Here is a 20,361-nt window from a genome sequence, read left to right as displayed (position 1 = left end):
TTTCATCCCCTTTGACGCATAAGGTCGACTGTTGTTAGCGCGAACCAGCGCTAGCCGACTCCTGTTTCGATTTTTATCGAACTCTGAAGAGAGTGAGGGAGACGAGAGAGACCTGAGTGTCTCTATTCAGACTTGCCTCCACTCGAAGACGCTACGACGAAACCCATGAGCACAGATTCATCCACAGAGACTCCCGATATCGAATCTCCCGAAGACCTCAAGGGAGAAAACAAACAACCTGACCCAGTCACGTCCAACGATGACACTTCTGACTCAGGTTCCGTTCAGAACGAACCTGAAGAAGAATCAGTTCAATCTGGCCCACCATCCACGTTTCGAGCCACGATTCAGGCGAGTCCTCTCAAGACCATCCTCAAGGCACTTCACGCAAACGTCGACGAAGCCCGATTCAAGATCGACGAATCCGGGATCCGCGTCCGTGCAGTCGATCCCGCCAACGTCGCGATGGACGATCTCACTCTGAATGCTTCGGCATTCGAGTCGTACGATGCTACTCCAGGTGTCCTCGGTCTCGACCTGGACCGCTTCGCCGATCCCGTGAACCTCGCAAAGAAGGACGATCTCGTCCAGTTCAGCCTCGATAGAGAGACACGCAAGCTGGTCGTCTTCGTCGACGGCATCGAGTTCCGAATGGCTTGCCTCGATCCAGCGACTATCAGAGCAGAGCCGACGCTTCCTGAGCTGGAACTCCCAGCGAGCGCTACGCTCGACCGCGACCTTCTCCAGCAAGGAGTCAAAGCTGCAGACCTTGTTGCCGATCACGTCGGATTCCGGATGGACGCTGACGAAGAGGTCCTCAGAATCGAGGCAGAAGGTGATACCGACACTGTCGACTTCCAACTCGATGAGGAGAAACTCGACCAGGCCACGTTCGCTGAAGCTTCGTCGCTGTTCAGCCTCGACTACATGAAAAAGATCGTCCGAACAATCCCCAAGGGGGCTAACGTCACAGTTGACTTCGGGAGTGAGTTCCCCATCATGCTCTCGTACGACCTCGACGATGATGCAGGGTCGATGACTCGGATGCTGGCTCCCCGTATCGAGACGTAACCGCTCCCAGGTGGTTTTTCCACGCACTATGAAAACTAGCTACTCACAGTCGAAGTACCGAGCACGGCGATATCGCGGAGAACGCACACTTGGGGGCTGTCTCGTCTACGCTGGCGACGGTCTCCTCGACAAACATCTGATGGTGCATTCGGTGTCACCGGGTGGGTTCGATTGGGGGCCGGACGCGGCTCCAGAACGCGCTTGCCAACTCGCTATCGCCCTGCTCGCTTCCACTCTCGGGGTTGAGGTCGCAATTGATGACTATCACCTGTTTGCAGAGAACTTCATCAGGCGGGAACTGAGCGGTGATGAGTGGTCGATTCGTCTGCAGGATCTCCGAGAGTCGAGCCTTCGGGAACAGTATCTCCACAGGGACTATCCCGAGAACACCGCACCCCAACCGGACGACGTCGACATCAAAACGGTCGACCTGGACTCGATCACTTACGCTGACGAACTTGCTCTGGTCCGACGATACGACGAGGTCCTCTGGAAGAAGGGAGACACCAGAGGGAACCTGCATCGACTTCAGGAAATCCGATTGGGGAACCGTGACCCTGCTGCCGAATCACTGTCGAAGCAATGGCTCTCGACACATGGCAGACTGACTTCCGCTGCCGCCAAGCGGGCCATCGCTGATGAGTTCGAGACGATGGGCGACTTCGCGGCTTGGGCCTGCTACGCCACGACGCTCAGAACTGTCGATCACGTCGGTGAATCGACCGAGGAGAGCATCCGACGTCTTCGGCCGACGATCATTCGCTGGTTCGGCGGTGAGGAGTACATCCCACGCTACGACGACGATCAAGAGACGCTTCTGAGTGAGGCGGAGACTGGTGATGATGAAGAGCAAACAGGCGCGACGGGAGATTCATCGGCATCCGCTTCAGGGTAGTGCTGGATGAGACAGCGTTGCCCCATTTTACCATCCTCAATGGGGTGAGGGGAAGACTCGTCGAGTGTCCACTACAGCTGGACTCGATTGTTTCCCATCTGATTCGCCATGTCCACAGATACACAGTCAGAAGCGAGCCGCGAGCGAGAGCACTCCACGTCGCTTCGGTCAGACCAGGATAACCACCAATCCGTCGCTGCATCCATGTCGGTCCTCGACCTCCTAAATCAGGAAGCAACGCACGCGTTTGCAGGGTTGACGTCGGCGGACGGCGCTGCGTATCCAGACGCTGTTTCACCAGAAACGGGGTGTCTCGATCCGAATCCTCGATCCCTGAAAGACGTTCTCAGCGTCCTTCCCCAAGCGAGTTCGGGTGAACTCTGGGCCACAAACGAGTTCGTCGGTGTCGACGGGACCATCGACATCGAAGCTCTCCGCAACGTCGATGGTCTGGATATCGATACGCTGGAGACGGCGACCGGTCAGTCACTCTCGGAGATTGCCACGGACGCGTCGTCAGACCCGTTGGTGCGTGTTCGTGATCACCAGGATATCGTCGACGAACGTCGCAAGGCTCTGTGCGCGCTGGGCTTCGATGTCAAGTTCCGCTGGCAGATCGCCTCGGATCGATACTCTATCATCAATCCGCAAGAGGCGTACCTACCGATTGTAGGAGCACTCCAGCAACGAGGAGAAGCCGGCGCGTTCGGCTGGGCAAGCTACCGCGACTGGGGTGGGCTCCTCAAGATGTTCGTCGTCTGTCCCGGTCTCGAACACACCGTCACAGCAAGTGAAGACTCCGAGATAGAGGAGGATGCTGACGGTGTTACCCCGTCTCTGGGCGCACGAGTCAGATCTCGTCGTCTATGGGGGATTCGAGACTGGCTACGATTTCCGGGGGACACAGACGCTGTGGGCGAAACCGATCCTCTACTTCCCTGAGACCGAGACTATCGTCCCTGACACGGGCAAGCGGTACACTCGTCGTCACTACGGTCGAGCCACCGACGCCGACCACGAACGGGCGAACGATAGAGTTCCGATCAACGAGTGGTGGAAGGCAATCTACGACGATATCGCCGATCGCTTGGTGAAGGTCGATCTGGCGATACGTAGAACACGGGCCATCGCCTACGACTTCGGCGAGCTTCCGTTCGATGCGGCCACCTGCTACCGCTACTGGGGCGTCGCCAACAGATATGCCGAGGCCGCTGCTGACCGGGCCACGACGCTGGCGTCTCCATCGTCGCGACCAACCGTTTACAACCTCCAGCTCTCTCTGTTGATCGCACTCCTCGACGAATACGAAGGCTCCTGGGCATCGAATACCCACCAGGAGTACCTCGAGGTCGCTGGCGAACTGCTTCGAAAACCGGCGATGATGATTCAACTGGCGATGAAGGAACACGACCGGCAAACCGACGAACCCGAGGAACGTGTTCTGCCAGCCAGTCAGCAGACGCTCAGCGACGCGCTCGAAGACGTCATCGATATTCCTGGAATCGAGGTAGATACTGAAGCGAATCTCACTGACGGGGCCGCCCAACGACTCCACGACCGGGTTCAGCACCGCCTCGACGACATCGAAGGCTCGTCCTGAGAGCTGGGAATTTACCAGCCCGAAAGCGGGCGACGGGGCTCCTAACGGGTCTCGCATACGTACTATGTCTTCATCAGAACCCGACCCGACTATCGACCCGCCAGAACCGCTCGTCGTGCTTTCGCACCTGGTGCATCGTCTCCTCAAGCGCGAAGGTGGGACGATCCCGGTCGAACGCGTTACCCTTCGAGTCTGCGATTACGCCGATATCGGTGAGCAAGAGGCCGCTGACCTTATCGATGCTGGGGCAGCGGATGGAACGTTCACGCTCGACCGGGGAGCTGGCGGGAGCACGACAATTGTCGGCGTCTCTCCACAGGGACCAGAACCGCCCGTGATTACGGAAGCATTCGGTGGTCCCGCTGGCACGTCTTGGGGTGACGATTTCGAAGTTCTCGATGTCGTCACGGAGAGTATTGCGACTGCACTCAGGGACGCAGGCTACACGACGTTTACCGAGCTAGTCGACGCCGAAGTCGATGATATTGCGAATCTGACTGGCACGCTAACAGAGAGCCGAGCAGAGGCGATTATTCAAGCCTCTCACCGACACGTTCCGGTGGGTGTGTGGCTTTCGCGAGCTGCCGACGCTCGGTACTCTCGACGACTCGATGAAACGGGGAGGCACGGTGTCGCTCGAGTCCTCGACATTACAACTGCCAACGAACCCGTTGGGGAACCACGTTACGGCACGGATGACTTGTCCCCTGATGCCGTCGACGCACAGTACGTGTCCGATATCGGGCGGAATGCACAGGACCCTGTCCCAACGGGTCTCCACATCCTCGATAACCCTGACCACCCTGACGTACCGAAGGCAGCGACACATCCTGACGCCGGCGATGACGCACTACCCGTCGACGAAGCGGGCAACGTCGTCCCGCCAGCAGTTCCGACCGAACCACGGCTTCAACTTCCGCTCGACGAACTGCTTGCGAAGAAGCTCGCTCGTGGGCTGGTTCCCGTTCGGATTGTTGGCCCGCGAGGTTCTGGGAAGAACTTCCTGATCAAGTACCTGTGTCACCGGACGAATCGTGGCTACGTCTCGGTAGACTGTGACGAGGCAACCCACACGGAGGACCTGTTCGGACCGCTCACGCCCACTGAGGATGGACTGATCGCACCTCGTAACGGTCCCGCAAAGCAAGCGCTGCTGAACGGATCGGTGCTGGTACTCAACGAGTTCCCTGTGATGCGAGCCGGGGCGGCGATGTCGCTCCATCGTCTGCTCAACGAGGGGAAACTCCTCGTGAAGGCCCACGGCGAGTTGGTCGAACCTCATCCGTCGGCGCGAATCGTGATCACGATGAATCCACCGACCCGGGAGTACCGTGATTCCGAGCCGATGAACTCGGCCACTCGTGGCCGGTTCCGAGCGCTGGAACAACCCTACATCCAAGACGTCGACGAAGAGGTCGCGAAGCTGGACGCGCAGGTGAATGCCAGTCACGAAGTCGTGGACCGTGGGACGCTCAGAAAGATTGTTCAGTTTGCTCATCAGACCCGGCATAACGAGAGCTGGCCGACGCTCTCGACACGAAATCTGACGATTCTCTGTGAGCACATCGAAGACGGTGCTTCACCGAAGGCAGCGGTCAAGAACGAAGTTTGGGCGGTTGCCGAGCCGAATCAGTATCCTGAGGACGTCTACGAAACACTAAACGACTATTTGTAATTGCGCTGTGGAATGGTTTTGTCCGCTACCATTTTTTGGTCGGGCTTGGTAGTCCGCAGTAATGAGCGAGGTCGAGCTTCCGCCGGAGAGGGTGAAGCAGAAGTTCGAGAAGTGGGAGGTAACGTACGCCGTCGACAAACTCGAGGAGTTGCCAGAGAACAAGTTGAGGTCGCAGAAGCACTTGTTCGAGGCAGAAGTGAACGAGTTCAAGGCGGAGTACAATCCGGGTCGGTTGGTGACGCCAGAGATGGCGCAGATTGCAGGGAAAGAACCGTTGACCCAAAACCAGTTCCGCAGGGTTCGTCGTATGATCGATGACGAGGCGGACAAGGTAAGGATGAACTTTGATCGGGCTATCGGTCGTCGGAAAGAGATGGAGACGGAGCGACGGAATAGTTTCTTCGTGGATCTCGCTGGCCGGGTGTCGGACTCGTTGACGAACGTATCCGTGTCGTTTGATTTGCCGAAGCTGAAGTGACTCCCCTCCGGGATTACCTTTCACCTTGTTCCGTCAGGGGGATATAAGAACATCCTGTTGAGGTGCCGGTTTCCTGAGTTTCTGTACGCTGAGGCCGTTAATACAGCGGACCTCGTGGTGTGACGTGTTGCATGAGCTATCCTCGAACCCATGTCGACCACCGAGACCCAGATCATCACGAAGCAATCCATCCTGTCCGGAACATTGGCAAAGCCCATGTCGTCGCCGGTGAGTTCCTGACCTCGCAGTACCACGAGGCATTCCAGAATGTCCTTCATCCGCTCGGGGAGTCCCTTGACACCCAGGATCTACACGCCCTCAATGATCTCGGAGTCGTCCATGCCAACGGCAGTCTGAACGAATTGTCTCCGATTGTCCAGACTTACGTCAGGCTCGACGACTACTGGACACGGACCCACCGCAGTGCTCTCAATGAGTTGTTCGCTGAGCGACGAGCGCATGTCATCGGCTGCTGTACACGTAACTTCCTCTCCGAGTTCTCTCGGCGCACACTCGAAGTCGAGTCGGGGCGAAGCGGTGCTGCTCTTAATACTACATTGGCTCCACTCCTGGACAACGAATTCCTATCCATGCCGGAAGATGAGGAAGAGGACTACTCCGTCGATGAGCATCATGCCCTCTATCGACCGACTGAACAGCTCTTTGACGCGCTTCTGGAGCAAGCGCCAGTCCTCTGTAATCTCATCCCGCCGACCGACCTATAGCCGCAGGAAGAGCGTTCGAACCTGATTTTTGAGGGAACGCCTATTACCCTCTCGTTTCACCATTCGACCAACGATGCGTATATCACGTGAATTTACCTCTGAACAGTATTCTTCGGAGCAAGCTGTGGAAAACGAACAGCCCGATTTTCGGATTGAAACGAGACTGGATCTGGACAGTGACGAGGGCGTCTTCGACATCAGCACCCACGAACACCATCCAGGCGATAGTACGCCGACCCAATCTTTGGTGGCTCCTTTGTCTTCTCAGACTGGTCTGACCTTCAAGACGTAGCTGATTTGCTGAAGCGCTACATCCGCGAGCAGGATGATCAGACACGGTCGATTACTGTTTCCCTGGATTCTGGAACCGGGTTCAATAGCAGACTTGGAAGGCATATAGAGGACATTGAGAAGGCCAGATTCACAGTAGATGACTATCGTCTTGAAGTGGATGCAAACGGGCATCGAGGCGAGATACGCTACTGCAATAAGGTCGTGGACTACACACGTCAGGATCGGCGAAACGCGATGGCATTTCTCGACATGGTCGATGAACTCTTCCAGGACACAGATGATGAACCGATTCTCCACATAGAACACCCTGATCTACGCAGTGACGCAGTTCCCGAGTACGTTGACGGACACTATCAGAGCTCCGTCCGGACCGCGTTTCGCGTACTGGAGGAAAGAATTCGGGAGGAGGGAGAGTTTTCTCAGGACACGGTGGGTATGGACCTTGCTCAGAACGCCTTCAGTACTGACGATGGACCACTGACCTTTGCAGATGTGGGGGCAGAGAAAAGAGGATGGATGTACCTGTATTCAGGGGGTTTCGGGGCTTTGCGCAATCCTCCCAGTCACCGAGATGAGGACTCAATCGATCAGCAGCGTGCCATGCAGATTCTCCACTACGTCGATATGCTTCTCGATGTACTCGAAGAAGAGGTTGCAGAAGACTAAACCTCTACAGTTCTCGGCACGGCTTTTTTGTAACTGTCTGCCGAACAACTGGTATGCAGACTGTTGAACGTGCTTCGGACAAGTTTCGAGACTGGTTTACCAGGGCTTTCGTCCGTTTGTATCATGGACCAGTGGAGTCCGTAGGCAGTTTCAACGGGTACAGCGACGAGAACGATGTGTACTGGTTCGACAGCGATTCTGCTGCGTTTGGTCAGGCTACACCGGTCGGCACGATCGTTCTGAATAAGCAGCGAATGGAGAGGCTATCCGACGAGGCGGCCGAACTTGTCTACCGGCACGAACAGGGACACCTCAATCGACTTCCTGTCTTCAGAGGCTTGTTCTGGGGTATGGTGTTGAACGGAGCGATTGGGATCTACTACTTCCTACAGAGCCTCGGGTACTCACTTCTGATCCCGTTCGGGGTTCCTGTGAAGCCAGTAGCGATGCTGGCGGGAGTTTCCCTGATGCTCATTATTCTCATGGCAGTCGCTGCCCGTCTTGAGGAGTTGGCAGCTGATCTCCACGCACTCCAGAGTCTTGGTGAAGAAGAGTTCCTCGAGGCGTACGCTGAAATCACCGACAAAGGCAGTGGTTCGCTTCACGTCCGCGTCGTGAATCGTATTCAGTACACTGATCCAGAGAACGTGGTCAAAGTCAACCGGTTTCTGGTCTGGGCAAAGGCCTTGTATCCAGCTTAGATTTTTTCTCTAACCACGTCGAGTATCTACTCTTCCATCTCAGTTTATCGTCCCAAAGGGATCGAGGGAGCGGCCCTCGTGCATTCGTATGGCCAATACTCATTCAGCCGATCCAACACCTCAAGTAGAGATGGTTACGCCCAACATCACCTCTCGCGTTCGAATCTCGACTGGTAGGGCCGATAGGCTCCGGGCGTTCATTTGTGGACACCTGCCTTCAGGCATCGACGTAGAGGTCGTTCTTACGCCAGCCGTCAAGACCGCGGCGGTCCTCCCTGCAGAAGCCGATGCGCTCGTGAGAAGTGATGCGACCGAGCTTGAACGGCAGCAGGCTGCACAGTTGCTCGAAAGCGTCGACGCTGAGTTCCTCATACTAGTAACGACAGACCCAGCACCGATAGACCGAATCCCGGTGAACGATCAGCTGACAGCTGACCACGCTCACCAGTTCGGTCTCGCCTTTCACGAACTGCTTCATATTCTCAAGACGGCTATCGGCCCCATTGCAGAACTTCTCGAATCCGAGATCGAGCCCAATCATCACCAACAGGTACACGATCTTACCAATATCATCGAGGACGGTGCCATCGAACGGGAAGCGATCGAGGGAGCAAACTTCAGCGACAACGCCGAGATACGCCTCGAACTCACCCGCCGAATCCACTCGCAGGTCCCCGATGATATCCCGGACGGCGAGCAAGTCCGATTCTCCTTCTGGGATGCAGTGACGAGCGCCCTCTACGAGTGGGCAATCTATCCGACGGGTATCACAGAGGTACTCCTCGACGAAGATGATGAGCGTATACTCTTCGCGTCGGAGGCGGATGCGTCGGGATTTGACGCTGTTCAAGAGGCACTAAAGGCGTTAGCACGGGATGCCCTCGCAATCCGGAGTGCAGAACGCGACGATATCACCCATAGCCACGACAAGACGGCATCTGTACGGCGAGCCCAGTTGGTCGTTGAGACGTGGCAGTCGGCAATCCTGCCCCTCCTAGAGACGCACTCCGAAGCATCAACACAGTCGCCAGATCAGGACAACTCTGGGGAATCTGATGTAGACTCCGACCCTTCATCGAACTCAGAATCACCCGAAACAGCAGATTCTAACTCTGATCCAGAACAACCAATCGACGAGGAGGCTGGCGGAGTTCATAACGGGCAACCGCAACTCGAACGGAGTGCAACCGACGATCCATTCCAAGACGTCCTCAGCCAGCCCTCGATCACGCCAGATTCATTAGACGAGGAGCGCGAAGCGACACCATCCCCAGAGACTTCTGATTCCCTCGACACTGGCACGTCAGCACCCGATTCCGACGAGACACTGGTTCGACCGACAGTGATGAAGACCAACCGTCGCAGACCCCGGAGTCCTCAGACTCTAGAGCGCGGGCACTTGCTCGCTCTATTGAACAACCTGGGACACACCTCGATTCCCCGCAGAGTGGACAAACCTCAGTAGAGGAAAAGAGGGATGACGATTCTATTGATGGACGTCAGTCAACTATTGGAGACTTCGACGCGGCCGACGCTGCTAATACCGACCACGAAGCGGGAGAGACAACCAACTCTCACGAGAGCCTAGAGCAGGATCATGACGGACAAGAGCCACCGATCACGAGTCTCTCACCCGACGAGCAGTTAGACTCAACAGTCGACTCCGGCCCAGCGCACGCTGAGGTACTCGATCGCGATCCTGCTGACGAGGCAGACAGCTACAGAGGGGCACTCGAAGCGGATCGAGCGGCAGCTCACGACGAAGCAGATCGAGAGGGTATTGACACCGACGCCCTGGAGCGGGAGCTGGAAGATCTCGCCCACCGGCTAGCCCGAGATGGTTCAGATGACCAAACAGGCGGCGGCAATGCAGGAGGACCAGGACAGCTCGACGAACTGGAGATCGTCCCAATCGCTGACGACCTCGCACCACCAGGCGCGTGGGCTGACATCGAAGACGGCGCTGTCCAGGTTGCTGGCACGCTCGAGAAACAGCTCCGTCTTGACCGACAACGTGGTGTCCGGCGAGGCTTGACCGCCGGCGGATACGATACTACTGCGGGACATCGGCTTCTGATCGGTGACCCCCGGGTCTGCAAGGTCGACACGCCGGGGCGCGAGAAACGATACGCACTGGTGTTGGTTCTCGACCGGTCTGGCTCGATGCGGAACGGCGAGCCTCCGAAGATCGAGGTTGCGACGAAGGCACTAGCGCGGTTCGCCGTCGCCGCCGAAGGGCTGGGGATCGATGTCGCGATAGTCGATTTCATCGACAGCCATGCCCGGCTCGTTAAGCCGTTCTCAGTCGAGACGCGACACATCCAGGCGACGCTACTGAACACGGACTGTGGCGGGGGCACGCCGTTGGCAGACGCGCTCGAACTCGCAAGTCAGCTCGTCGAGGACCATCGCGATGAACCGCTTATCGTGGCCGTCACCGACGGAGAGCCCAGTAGCGTCGACGACGTCATCGAACAAATCCGAGCATCCCCAGCCCCAATCTGTTCTCTCACAATCGCTACTGACACTCAGGCAGGGAATCTATCGGCTGCTGCCTCAGAGCTCGCCACATACTACGAACGGGAAGCGACGATCTACGATGGGGATCAGCTAGACGACCGACTTGATCAATTCGCCAGTCTGCTCGTCGGCTTCTAAACACCACGCTCGTCTCGGTTTATCCGCCCGAATGGGGTACAGGGCGGAGTCCAGTTCAGCCCGTGAGACGAATGCAACGAAGACACATCTACGCCGCGTCGTCAACGCTACCGCCCCTTCGACTCCCGCCAGGGTCAATGAGTGGAACCGACGCTCTACACGACTACGACGTCGAGACTGATCCTCCGGCAATTGAACCAGTCGAACACCGTATTCGGCTCGATTTCATGGCTGGTGGTCCCATCCGCCGCGATCAATTACTGGAGAAGTACAACTCTTGGAATGGCGGTCCTGAGAACAGAGATCCCTGGAAACAGTCAGGGAAGGCGAAACCGGTTGGTCTGAAATACGCCGAAGAGACGTGCCGTCGGACGTTCAACGAAGAAGAGCGATACTACGAGTTCTTCGAGGATGATCGAGCTCTCAGTAAGGCACCTGCGTTTCTCGCTCACCGCTTGCGGCAGTGTCAGTCAGCGACGGATCCCGACGAAGCGCTTCACTCTGAACGCAAGCGCCGTGCGAACTGGTACAGGAAGCTGATTCCCTGGCTCAATCTGTACCAAGTTCTGAAAGAATCGTCGTACGGGACGCTCTTTCGGAGTAGTGCTGGACCCCAGCCAAACGCTGAGGCCCTTACCAGGCAGAACACGCTCGTCGGGATGGTAGTCCTCGGAGATGACGATCAAACACCTTCCAAGTATGCTCGATCTCACAGTCTCCCAGCGAAGTACGTCATTCGAGAAGCAGATCTATCCTGTAGTGAGAGCTCTGCGGCAGCACCTCCGAGCGAGTTCGGAATTGAACTCCCGGCACCACTGCTCGTGGGAAAGTATACGACTGGGGGTCGGTACCCGTTCATCCCCTGGTCGGATGGCCTTGTCTGTTCGTGTCCATACAAGCACGATCAACTCTGGAGAGTCCTCTGCAAACACGAACTGCTTGCCGCCGTCGTCGCCAGCGATCGGAACTCCATCTTTCTACCAGTAACCAAGGGACTCGATGTCCCGCATCGTGCACGCCGGTTCGTCAGTCCTGATACTTCAAACAGACATGGCAAATGGCATACTATTTGAGATGCGTCTGAAGATCAACCTGATACCCATAATACACGACTGGTAATATGAGGTGACAACTATACAGGGGGAAGCTTATTCCATGCGTTATGGAATTCCTCAAGCCTATCGTTGATATCCTTCATATCCTGTCTATCGCTATCTTCGGGATTATCTAATATCCGGACAAGTCGTTGGTTGTCGACCCTCTCTGGGTCGTTGAACGCAGTTTGATTCCTAGGGGGTAGCGAATTGATGTCGTCGTCTGAAAATACGAAATACTCCGCCTCTGAGTAGTCATCTAGAAGAGTGACGCAGACGAGGTGATCAAGTTTCTCTGGCTTGATTCGATCAAACCTGTATACTCCACCGAAGTCAGAGTCCCAAGTGGCTGCCTTTACTTCAACTCTATCTCCGCTCTTGAGGAGAATATCTACGTCATACTGGCCGGATTGCAAGGTTGGTGAATACCCCTGCTGAAGAAGTTGATCCATTACCAGCCATTCTCCAATAGTCGATGTAAACTCGGTTCTGGGGACCTTTATTGAGTTTCTTTCTAGAAACGTGATTACACTCCGGAGTCGCTGGACTGCTTCCGCGTATTCACTCATAGTATCGTCCTGAGCCTCTGAATATATTAAATTGAACTGGAAAGTTGTACCGCAGTGCTGGTTGGTATCCAAATATCACAATCACTGTCGGTAGAAGTACCGCACAGTTGCGTATTCCGCAACTACTGAATCTATTTCCTGTCCGCTAACGTCCCTTCCGTCGATTATCGCTATGCCAGTCCTCGATAGTCGGTCTCAAGATGACGAATCTCGTCCGCTTTCCTCTCATCAGATAGGCAGTTGGCGCCGGCGTCGAGTTCTCTCTGCTGGCACAGTCACCCTACTTTCGGCTCTCTCCGGCTGTCTCAACTTCATCAACCCATCTGGGCAGGATGCATCCACTGACCGAGAGACGGGTACGTCCTCGAATCGAGAGCCAAGGAGAGACGGGACAGCTAGCTCAGGAGATGATGGGGGAGGACCTCAGTCCGGGTCGGAGAGCGGTGGTGCATCTGGGTCACCGGACGCAACTCTTGGGGGTGACATTGTTGATGGACCCATCGATAGTCCGGCAACGAATGAGCATCCCTGGATAGAGGACCCCGAGGATGATCTCCGGTTGGCTGACGTCACTGTACACATGGGCTCAGAATGGATTCGTGATTACCTCCAGGTCGAGGACGACGTATTAGCACTGACAGTAGCTGGCAATCAATTCACTGTCGAAGGAAATGCCCATCTCGAGTGGGAGTGCGATACGTTCGGCCTGAAACACGTCTTCGTGAACGGCCGGGTGGGAGAGGTCTATCTCGAACCCGTCGCGAACGATGCTTGCCGCACGAATGAGAACAAAGCTGGACGAGGTCCGTGGCTCGCACCGTTCTCAGTCACAGGCCGCTTCGACGGTGGACGTCCTGACGCGCTGGAGGTCCATCTTGAGGGACAATTCATACGGGGCGATGGACCTCGTGGTGGTGCCTATACCCGTCAAGAACTCTGATTCAACCGGCGAGCAGATGACTGAATCAAAGCTCGAATCCGCGCTGATTTATCGATCCAAACAGAGTGGAGGAGTCGGACAGAATCTGGCTTCTCCACGAAGTCATGGCAACCGAAGAAGAAACTCAGAACGAATCAGTTCGAGCGGACAGGCGGTCGACACTGAAGCGAACAGTATCTCGGCAGGCAGTGTTCGGTAACGGTGGAATCGCTGTCGACGAGAGCCCGGTCGAATCAACCCTCTCAGATCACGGAATCGAACTCACACCGTCTCGACCAAGTCGTATCGATATGCCTCGCTGCCGAGGCTTCGTTGATGAGAGACCAATTGAGAGTAGTAGCGACGTCACCGAGGGGAATCAGGCGGCTCTTTTCGCAGCGACAAGCCGTGATCAGCGTACGCTAGACGGACGTCTAGCGGCCATTCAGCCGCTTTTCGGCTCGTCCACTACGGACGGTGAAGGAGAATAGCCTGTATGAGGCCGTCGCTTATTCTCTTACTACGCGCTGCCGAAGTTACCCCACGTAGTCAGCAGAATGTAATTCGTGGGGTAACCCGCTGCGGAGGAGTTCCTTTCGGGACCAGTCGGTGTCACTACCTCCGCGAGAGAGGCCAATGAGACAGCTTGCACCCACGAGAATCGCGGAAGCGCTGCCTCCAGAGAAACTTCTGGAGAGCAACCAGCAAGGGCTGATACGAGGTGGAATCGCTTGCATGCACGACATCCCCATCGTCCAGCAATACGTGGCTTATGAGAATCAGCATGAAAGACGACGCTGGGTTCTCAGAATGCTCGCAAAGCGAGCAGCGACGCTACGTGAGTTAGAAATAGAGCCAGAGACTGAAGACCGAGACTGTAGGCAGACTGATATTCGTCCTCGACGAATCTGAGTCATACAACGGAGGATCCCAATGACAGCCCAACCTGGAACTGGTAGTGGTCGCGACTTCGTCACAATCTTCAAGACAGGCTCAGTCGATCGAGGCGAGTATCCCGAACTCGCAGATCTACTGCTCGAGGGCCGAACACAGCTTTCCGCGGAAACGAGCTATCTAATGAAATTCGGAGACGAGTCACACCGCAGTCTCACACCTTTCGACGTTGCCTCGCTCCACGATGTCCCAGCCTACCCGTTACCACAGACTGCACTGGATTCCCTGCCTGCTCACGTTCGAGCAGAACTCGAACAGAACGGTGCCATCCAGATGGTCGCCTCGTACGACCCTGAGAACCACCGGTTCGAAGAAGTCGATCTCGCTTGGGATGACCAGGACTTCCTTGAACGAGTCACGGAACTGATCGCCGGGGAACTCTCGCTTCACGAGGCTGTCGACTGGGTCGTTGTCGAGGAAGCAGAGCGGTACACTGTCGCCCAGTGGGCCGAAATCCGAGATGTGACCGGAGATGCAGTTCGGTCGAATATCAACGCTGCTCGTGAGAAGTTGCTCGCCAGCCGAGTAGCCTCAGAACCCAGGTATGGGGCAGCCAATATGCAGTCCCGGGTTCGGTGTTAGGCTTCGTTTCTAACGTTTCTAATCTCATAACGAATTGGCCCACCCAGCGTTTCTAACGTTAATAATACTGCTACCGTTGCTGCTGTTGTCGATATCGCCAGCTCTGAATTTTATCTCTCTGAAGAGCGTGGAGGAGCGAACGGTCGCACTCGTTCTTCCACTCCTCTCCACATGGCAGTCACAGACTCATCCTCAATCCAAGAAGACGAACAGGGGCCGATAGTTGATGGCCGCGATCGGCGGGCTCGCGAAGAGAACATGGACGTAGCACTGCTTCGCCAGGGTGGCCTCTATGAGGTCCAGTCCGAATCAGGCGCGAGCTACGAGGTAGACCTTCTGGACAGACAATGCAACTGTCCCGATGGGGAAAACCCGTCTTCTCCGAGCCCCTGCAAGCACGTCAGGCGAGTCGAGTTAGAATTAGAGGCCGGTCATATTCCGCGTCCCGATGGACGCCTACCGCAGCAAAGTGAGGTTGGACGGTCTGAACCAGTATCCAGGGGATCCGAGCTGCGGTTCAAATCACATCTCCTCTCGAAAATCCAGCGCAGAGAGGAGGAACTCGCTCATCTGGATGCAGAGGTACAGACTCTCCAGTTCGTGTACGATGTCATCGAAGAAATCACAGAGGGAGATGACTTCGATCTCAAAGACGCGTTGTCCGAGGAATACGGACCAGCGAGTGAACTGTAGCCTCTTACTCGGAGATCTCCTCGTCGTCCAGTTCTTCATTGGCGAACTCGATCAGTTTCTGCAGTCGGTCGTTGAACTCGTCCTCAAACTCAGTGTGGAGTGCGTCATCGTACATTCGAAGAGTTCGACCCAGTCCGATAGCGGCGAGCCAGTCACGGAACTGGTTACTGTTCATTTCGTCGACGGACATACTCAGCGCATCCGTGTTCGAACCTGCTGCCCAAAGTTGGAGAAGGTCGAGGTCTTTGACCATAGCAAGCCGGGCGAAGTCTGCAAAAACAGCACTCACCTCTCGAGATAACTGCGTGTACGAGACTGAATCACGGTCGAGTTCTCGTTCTCCGTTCAGTAGCTCATTGACGTACGAAAGCGAACGTAGTGAGAGGAAGCCATCTCTATCGACTGCCATCGGTGGATCGCTCTCCGATTCGGCAATCTCGGAGAGTGCCTGTCCACAAGATCCACAGTAATGGTGAACAGCTTTGACCCGGCTTCCGCAGTTCGGGCAGTAGGGCATACCGTGAGCTACGAGTCACAGATACTGAGCCTTTGCTGGTGGGGGAGCACTGTGTGAGGGCCGATAGTATAGCCTACACGAGCTCGGAGCTCGGGGACAGTATGAGGAAGATTATTTCTAATTCACCAACGAAGTTGGGATGTCGGAATAGATGCCCTTCATCGCCCAATCCTCCGCCGAAGAAGGAAGCCCTACAGTTCTTCCAGAGGAGGTAGAGGACGGAACGGATGTTATCTGTCCAGCCTGTAGCCGAACGATGCGACCGCGAGGCCCATTTGATGATGGTCGCGCCCGCCATTTCTACCACGTTACCGCGGGCTCCGGGACCTCGACGATCAATTGCTCCGGAGGAGAGTCAGACCCTCATCGGAAGATGAAATCTCTCGCGGTATCGGCGCTGCGACAACGGTTTAACCAATACACTCGCTGCGAACCCGAGGTCACCATCGACGTTCCAAATACCCCGACGCTTACTGATTCCCGCCGTGCGGATGCCCTCGTTGAGTTCCCCTCTGATGACGCAAACGACTACCTAGGGCGTGGGTTGATCGTTGAGGTACAATACGCAAACGAAGACAAAGACCTCAACGCAGTCACGCACGACTATCTCTCAGCTGGATATAGCGTCTACTGGGCCAGTCCTGACGATTTTACGAACGACCGATTCCATATTGAGGAGATGGTCGTCGCGTTCGACCAACGGGCTGAGACCGCCTTCGCAGCTTCGTGGGCAGATCCTCCAGAGGTCGATCCACCTGAGGAGTATTTGGAGCAGTTCGTGAACTCTGAACCCCTAACTTTCACCGACCCGAATCCGGACTGTAACCATACCTGGAAGTACGGGGGGAGTGATCTCCACGACCGGGATTTCTGCAAACACTGTCGGCTCGAGCGCTGGAAAGACACCGCTGTAGAAGCGTACATCTACGATGAGTCAACTATCAAGACGAGCTCCGACCTTGCTGATAGAGGTGCTCGAGCGGCATTTGAACAGCGGAGAAAGGAGAATAAGAAGGAGGACCACCAACACGTCTGGGAGCCCCGGGGCGAGAATCGCTATCGATGTCGATGTGGTGCCCGCCTCAAAGAGCACAAGGGAGAAGAGATTATTTCAAATGACCCGTTTGAGGACTTCTCTGAGATGACGACCACAGACCCCCAGTACTGCGACCACATCTGGGAACGCGAGGACGGCTGTATGCGCTGTATCTCCTGTGGCCTCGAGGACCCGCTTTAACCAGTTCCGCCTTGTTCTGATCCTCTGACTGGGAGAGATTATTTGCTTACCGAGATGTTTGTTGCCGCTATGCCTTTCCGCGGTCGCCGTGACGGTCGCCCGGTCGTCCCTGCCATCATCGACGATGGAGAATCCGTCACCTGCCCAGTGTGCGGTGGGACAATGTACCCACGATCCGCGCCGAGCAAGTCCCGACACTTCTACCATGTATCAGACGACGCCAGCCAGCGCTGCTCGAATGGCGGCGAGTCGAAGACCCACGAACGCGCAGTCGCTCGTGTTGAGGTTGCCCTTCACCAGCAGTTCGGAGAACATGCCGACGTCGAGACAGAGGTGGACGTCGACGTGTCCGAAGTGCCGACACCCGTGACTGAACGCCGCGCCGACGCACTCGCGACTTTTGACGATTGGAACCCTTTCTTCGGGGAAGGACTCGCCGTTGAGGTACAGCACAATCACGAGGACAAGGATGTCCAACAGGTGACGCATGACTACTTGGCCGCTGGGTACTCGGTCGTCTGGATACGCGCGGCAACAGTCCTTCTCGATACGTTCAACTACGACACGATTGGTGCCGAATTTGAGCAAGACGACGGTTCTGGATACGCCCAACGGACGAGCAAAGCAAGCCGACTTTCGAACTGCCAAGCGCTTCTCTACGACGGCGAACACGCATGGGAGCGCGTGCCGCCCTATGCCCATCCCCGTGGCCAGGCTGACCTAATCACGTACGAAATCTGTGCTGGACAGGGTTGCGAACTACGCCGGATCCACGAACCCGTCGGCAGTTACACCTACACCGAGAGCGACGAATACGGCCCCGACTTCCCCCTGAAAGCACTCAAGAATGCGATCGTCCGTGAGTACGACCGGGAACCGTTCTGGAAATGGGCAGGAAGCCGGCATCATTCCGCGCAAGTCGAGAAACTGCTTGCGACACGACCTGAGATAGAGCGCTGTCGGGGACCAAAGGGGTTTCACGAGTGGGGACGCCGAGAAACGCTTTGGACGAACCATTCTGACCAGCCATTAATCGAACTCCGTGAGTGTATGTACTGTCCCGTCCGGTTAGTGACGAACCATCGAGGACGTTCAGGACACAGTACCTTCTGTCTCTATGGTCGAGAGCCCGATATCGACTGGGACGACGTGTTTTTCCAAGCCAGTCCTCCCGAGTGCGACCACTATCTCTATGACGAGGATGCGATCGAAGATTACTGTCCGAAGTGTGGTGCGACGATGGAGAGTCCCGATACAACGCTCCGCGACCACACGAGTTGGATTCCTTCTTAATCGGGAACTCAGACACTCATCTAAATTCGTCTCGTCTCCTCGTTCACGTACGGTTCAGAGAGTCGACTTCGTTGAGTGCTTCTGTCGCCACATCACCAAGCTCGCCGGCCTCGATGTGGGAGTATCGCTCTCGAACCATCTCCTCTGAATTGTCGAGATATCGGGCCGCCACGGTGTATCCAAAGGCTCTGACGAGGACCTCACCCATCCCACGCCGGCCACCGTGGGGCGCGAGATAGTCGTGTTTCGGATGGTCAATGTCGATCTCTGCGGCCTCTGAGAGTCGCTGGAGAATCGACCGTGCGCCGTCTGTCGTGATTGACGGCGGTCGAATATCCTCAGCAAGTGCCAGCAGTAGGTCGCGAGCGTACTCCTCACGGCGTTCAGTAATTGCTTCCGGGCGTTCCCCTCGGTCGGCGAGTTCATCCTGGACGAGCCCTGCGAGCGTCCGTTGGTCAAACGTCGGAAACACCGGCCAGCGCTCCGTCGGTGGATCCATCAGCTGGCGGTAGCTCCGCAGTGGCGAGATCACCGGGTCGGGGAGACTCGCGGCGTCCCACTGCTGTTTCTTCCGGTAGACGTCCATACTCCCGTCGTCGAGGGAGAGGTCCTCCCAGCGGACACCGCGCCGGCGTGGGTCGTTCGGGTCCCGGAGGAGTTCCCCAACACGGACGGCGGTGTACGCGAGTACGAACACGAGCGCCCGGTCGCGTGCCGCCTTCAGAGCTTCGTACCGCTCTCTCTGCTTGTCGAGGGGGGCAGTATCCGCCGGGAGTGTCGTGTACGTCTCGATGGCGTTGCGAGCCTGCTCGTCGACGTGACGGGTGAGTTCGTGACGCTGTTCGGACGTCCAGGCCTGCTGGTCGCCGGGCTTACGACCGTCGTCCTCGGGCAGCGGCGCCATCGCACTCGCCCGTTGGGCGTAGTGTGCTTCGAGATACCCCTCGTTGACGCACCAGCCGCACCACGCAGAGATATAGCGATAATAGGTTTGTACCGTGTTCTGCTTGAGTCCCCGATCTCCGGCGAGGTGACGAGCGTACTCTCGAAATATTCGTTCGTCGAGGTCCTCGAACGCCGGCTCTCGGTCGACGCCGTCGGGAACGACTCCCGTCCAGTCATCGCGACCGCGGTCGGCGGCGGCCCACTCGGCGAACCGCTCAAGCTCACGCGCTGCGTTCCGTCGATAGTTCCCGCCGTCGCCACCGCGACCCTTCCCCTTGTCCTGGAGATACCGTTCGAAGGAGCTCGCAAGCGACCGATCAGCGCGTTCTCGTGCTGTCATGAGTCCTCGTTCGCGTACTGATACTTCGGACGGACATCCTCGAGAAGCGCTTCGACGATCTCCCAGAGGATCAGCGACGGGGTCTCGTGTTCAAACGTGATTCCCCAGCGATCCTCCGCATCGCCGGCTGAATACTGGAAATGCGTTCGTCCGAGATCGGGATGGTCCTCGTCCTGGTGCCACCCCGCGTGAAATCCCGTGTTCGGGTCGGTGTAGTTGATACGGAACCAATCATGTGGCTCCTGTCGGTACCACTTGATGGACAGTTCCGGCGACTCAGGCCCTGTCGAAGGATCGAGACGGGCTGGATCGAACCGTGCCCGCAGCTGTTTGGCCTCGATATCATCAGGAACGAACTCGACCGTCGTGATCTGTGGCAAACGGTCGAGGACATCCCGCTTCAGCTGGGCGTAGAAGTTTGCGTTCGGGTCACCACCGGGATGCGGGACCGACAT

22 protein-coding genes are annotated in these 20,361 nt (G+C 56.5%); 17 read left to right on the top strand and 5 right to left on the bottom strand.

Going from position 1 to position 20,361, the window contains the following annotated elements:
• The first annotated feature begins 165 nt into the window (after positions 1-165).
• The 10 genes from PSC72_RS24415 to PSC72_RS24370 all read left to right on the top strand — a co-directional run bounded on the left by PSC72_RS24415 (position 166) and on the right by PSC72_RS24370 (position 9,570).
• On the top strand, positions 166-1,071 hold the full coding sequence (locus PSC72_RS24415) for a DNA polymerase sliding clamp (RefSeq protein WP_274326294.1): 906 nt from the start codon (positions 166-168) through the stop codon (positions 1,069-1,071).
• A gap of 28 nt (positions 1,072-1,099) precedes the next feature.
• The gene (locus PSC72_RS24410; RefSeq protein ID WP_274326293.1) at positions 1,100-1,966 is read left to right on the top strand and encodes a DUF6166 domain-containing protein; all 867 of its coding nucleotides are present in this window, start codon (positions 1,100-1,102) and stop codon (positions 1,964-1,966) included.
• 204 nt (positions 1,967-2,170) lie between these two features.
• Entirely contained in the window at positions 2,171-2,908 is a 738-nt protein-coding gene (locus PSC72_RS24405; RefSeq protein ID WP_274326292.1) for a hypothetical protein, read from the top strand.
• Positions 2,790-3,566 (top strand): hypothetical protein, encoded by a 777-nt coding sequence (locus PSC72_RS24400; protein ID WP_274326291.1) that lies wholly within the window; start codon positions 2,790-2,792, stop codon positions 3,564-3,566. The genes PSC72_RS24405 and PSC72_RS24400 overlap by 119 nt, the downstream gene beginning before the upstream one ends.
• 64 nt (positions 3,567-3,630) lie before the next feature.
• Positions 3,631-5,241, top strand: a complete 1,611-nt coding sequence (locus tag PSC72_RS24395) for an AAA family ATPase (protein WP_274326290.1) — start codon at positions 3,631-3,633, stop codon at positions 5,239-5,241.
• Between the two features lie 61 nt (positions 5,242-5,302).
• Complete coding sequence (locus tag PSC72_RS24390) at positions 5,303-5,719, top strand: hypothetical protein (RefSeq protein WP_274326289.1); 417 nt, start codon at positions 5,303-5,305, stop codon at positions 5,717-5,719.
• Between the two features lie 131 nt (positions 5,720-5,850).
• Entirely contained in the window at positions 5,851-6,444 is a 594-nt protein-coding gene (locus PSC72_RS24385; protein WP_274326288.1) for a hypothetical protein, read from the top strand.
• 297 nt (positions 6,445-6,741) lie between these two features.
• Positions 6,742-7,404 carry a TIGR02391 family protein gene (locus tag PSC72_RS24380; protein WP_274326287.1) on the top strand — a complete coding sequence of 221 codons (663 nt, stop codon included), beginning with the start codon at positions 6,742-6,744 and terminating at the stop codon, positions 7,402-7,404.
• Positions 7,405-7,457: 53 nt separating this feature from the next.
• Entirely contained in the window at positions 7,458-8,105 is a 648-nt protein-coding gene (locus PSC72_RS24375; RefSeq protein WP_274326286.1) for a M48 family metalloprotease, read from the top strand.
• A 130-nt stretch (positions 8,106-8,235) separates the two neighbouring features.
• Positions 8,236-9,570 (top strand): hypothetical protein, encoded by a 1,335-nt coding sequence (locus tag PSC72_RS24370; RefSeq protein WP_274326285.1) that lies wholly within the window; start codon positions 8,236-8,238, stop codon positions 9,568-9,570.
• Between the two features lie 377 nt (positions 9,571-9,947).
• Here the strand turns inward: PSC72_RS24370 and PSC72_RS24365 are convergent, their stop codons facing one another.
• Entirely contained in the window at positions 9,948-10,118 is a 171-nt protein-coding gene (locus PSC72_RS24365) for a hypothetical protein (RefSeq protein WP_274326284.1), read from the bottom strand.
• An 18-nt stretch (positions 10,119-10,136) separates the two neighbouring features.
• On the opposite strand from PSC72_RS24365, the gene PSC72_RS24360 reads away from it, so the two are divergent.
• Positions 10,137-10,763, top strand: a complete 627-nt coding sequence (locus tag PSC72_RS24360) for a vWA domain-containing protein (protein WP_274326283.1) — start codon at positions 10,137-10,139, stop codon at positions 10,761-10,763.
• 137 nt (positions 10,764-10,900) lie between these two features.
• Positions 10,901-11,836, top strand: coding sequence for a hypothetical protein (locus tag PSC72_RS24355; protein ID WP_274326282.1), 936 nt, complete (start codon positions 10,901-10,903; stop codon positions 11,834-11,836).
• Between the two features lie 59 nt (positions 11,837-11,895).
• Here the strand turns inward: PSC72_RS24355 and PSC72_RS24350 are convergent, their stop codons facing one another.
• Entirely contained in the window at positions 11,896-12,426 is a 531-nt protein-coding gene (locus PSC72_RS24350) for a hypothetical protein (RefSeq protein ID WP_274326281.1), read from the bottom strand.
• Between the two features lie 580 nt (positions 12,427-13,006).
• On the opposite strand from PSC72_RS24350, the gene PSC72_RS24345 reads away from it, so the two are divergent.
• From PSC72_RS24345 to PSC72_RS24335, 3 genes are all read left to right on the top strand, one after another.
• Positions 13,007-13,366: a hypothetical protein gene (locus PSC72_RS24345; RefSeq protein WP_274326280.1), complete on the top strand. Its 360-nt coding sequence runs from the start codon at positions 13,007-13,009 to the stop codon at positions 13,364-13,366.
• 912 nt (positions 13,367-14,278) lie between these two features.
• Complete coding sequence (locus PSC72_RS24340) at positions 14,279-14,881, top strand: hypothetical protein (protein ID WP_274326279.1); 603 nt, start codon at positions 14,279-14,281, stop codon at positions 14,879-14,881.
• Positions 14,882-15,052: 171 nt separating this feature from the next.
• Complete coding sequence (locus PSC72_RS24335) at positions 15,053-15,574, top strand: hypothetical protein (protein WP_274326278.1); 522 nt, start codon at positions 15,053-15,055, stop codon at positions 15,572-15,574.
• A 4-nt stretch (positions 15,575-15,578) separates the two neighbouring features.
• On the opposite strand, the gene PSC72_RS24330 is transcribed toward PSC72_RS24335, so the two are convergent.
• Complete coding sequence (locus PSC72_RS24330; protein WP_274326277.1) at positions 15,579-16,091, bottom strand: zinc ribbon domain-containing protein; 513 nt, start codon at positions 16,089-16,091, stop codon at positions 15,579-15,581.
• Between the two features lie 373 nt (positions 16,092-16,464).
• Here PSC72_RS24330 and PSC72_RS24325 point away from each other — a divergent pair, with 373 nt between their 5' ends.
• Positions 16,465-17,328, top strand: coding sequence for a hypothetical protein (locus PSC72_RS24325; protein WP_274326276.1), 864 nt, complete (start codon positions 16,465-16,467; stop codon positions 17,326-17,328).
• Positions 17,329-17,490: 162 nt separating this feature from the next.
• Positions 17,491-18,621 (top strand): hypothetical protein, encoded by a 1,131-nt coding sequence (locus PSC72_RS24320; RefSeq protein WP_274326275.1) that lies wholly within the window; start codon positions 17,491-17,493, stop codon positions 18,619-18,621.
• 43 nt (positions 18,622-18,664) lie between these two features.
• On the opposite strand, the gene PSC72_RS24315 is transcribed toward PSC72_RS24320, so the two are convergent.
• Both PSC72_RS24315 and PSC72_RS24310 read right to left on the bottom strand, forming a co-directional pair.
• Positions 18,665-19,906 carry a phage integrase SAM-like domain-containing protein gene (locus PSC72_RS24315; protein WP_274326274.1) on the bottom strand — a complete coding sequence of 414 codons (1,242 nt, stop codon included), beginning with the start codon at positions 19,904-19,906 and terminating at the stop codon, positions 18,665-18,667.
• Complete coding sequence (locus tag PSC72_RS24310; protein ID WP_274326273.1) at positions 19,903-20,361, bottom strand: hypothetical protein; 459 nt, start codon at positions 20,359-20,361, stop codon at positions 19,903-19,905. Before PSC72_RS24310 ends, PSC72_RS24315 begins: the two co-directional genes overlap by 4 nt.

The organism is Halosimplex aquaticum (assembly GCF_028747785.1).
In the GTDB taxonomy this organism is placed as follows: domain Archaea; phylum Halobacteriota; class Halobacteria; order Halobacteriales; family Haloarculaceae; genus Halosimplex; species Halosimplex aquaticum.
This window is presented reverse-complemented; position numbering and strand designations above follow the sequence as displayed.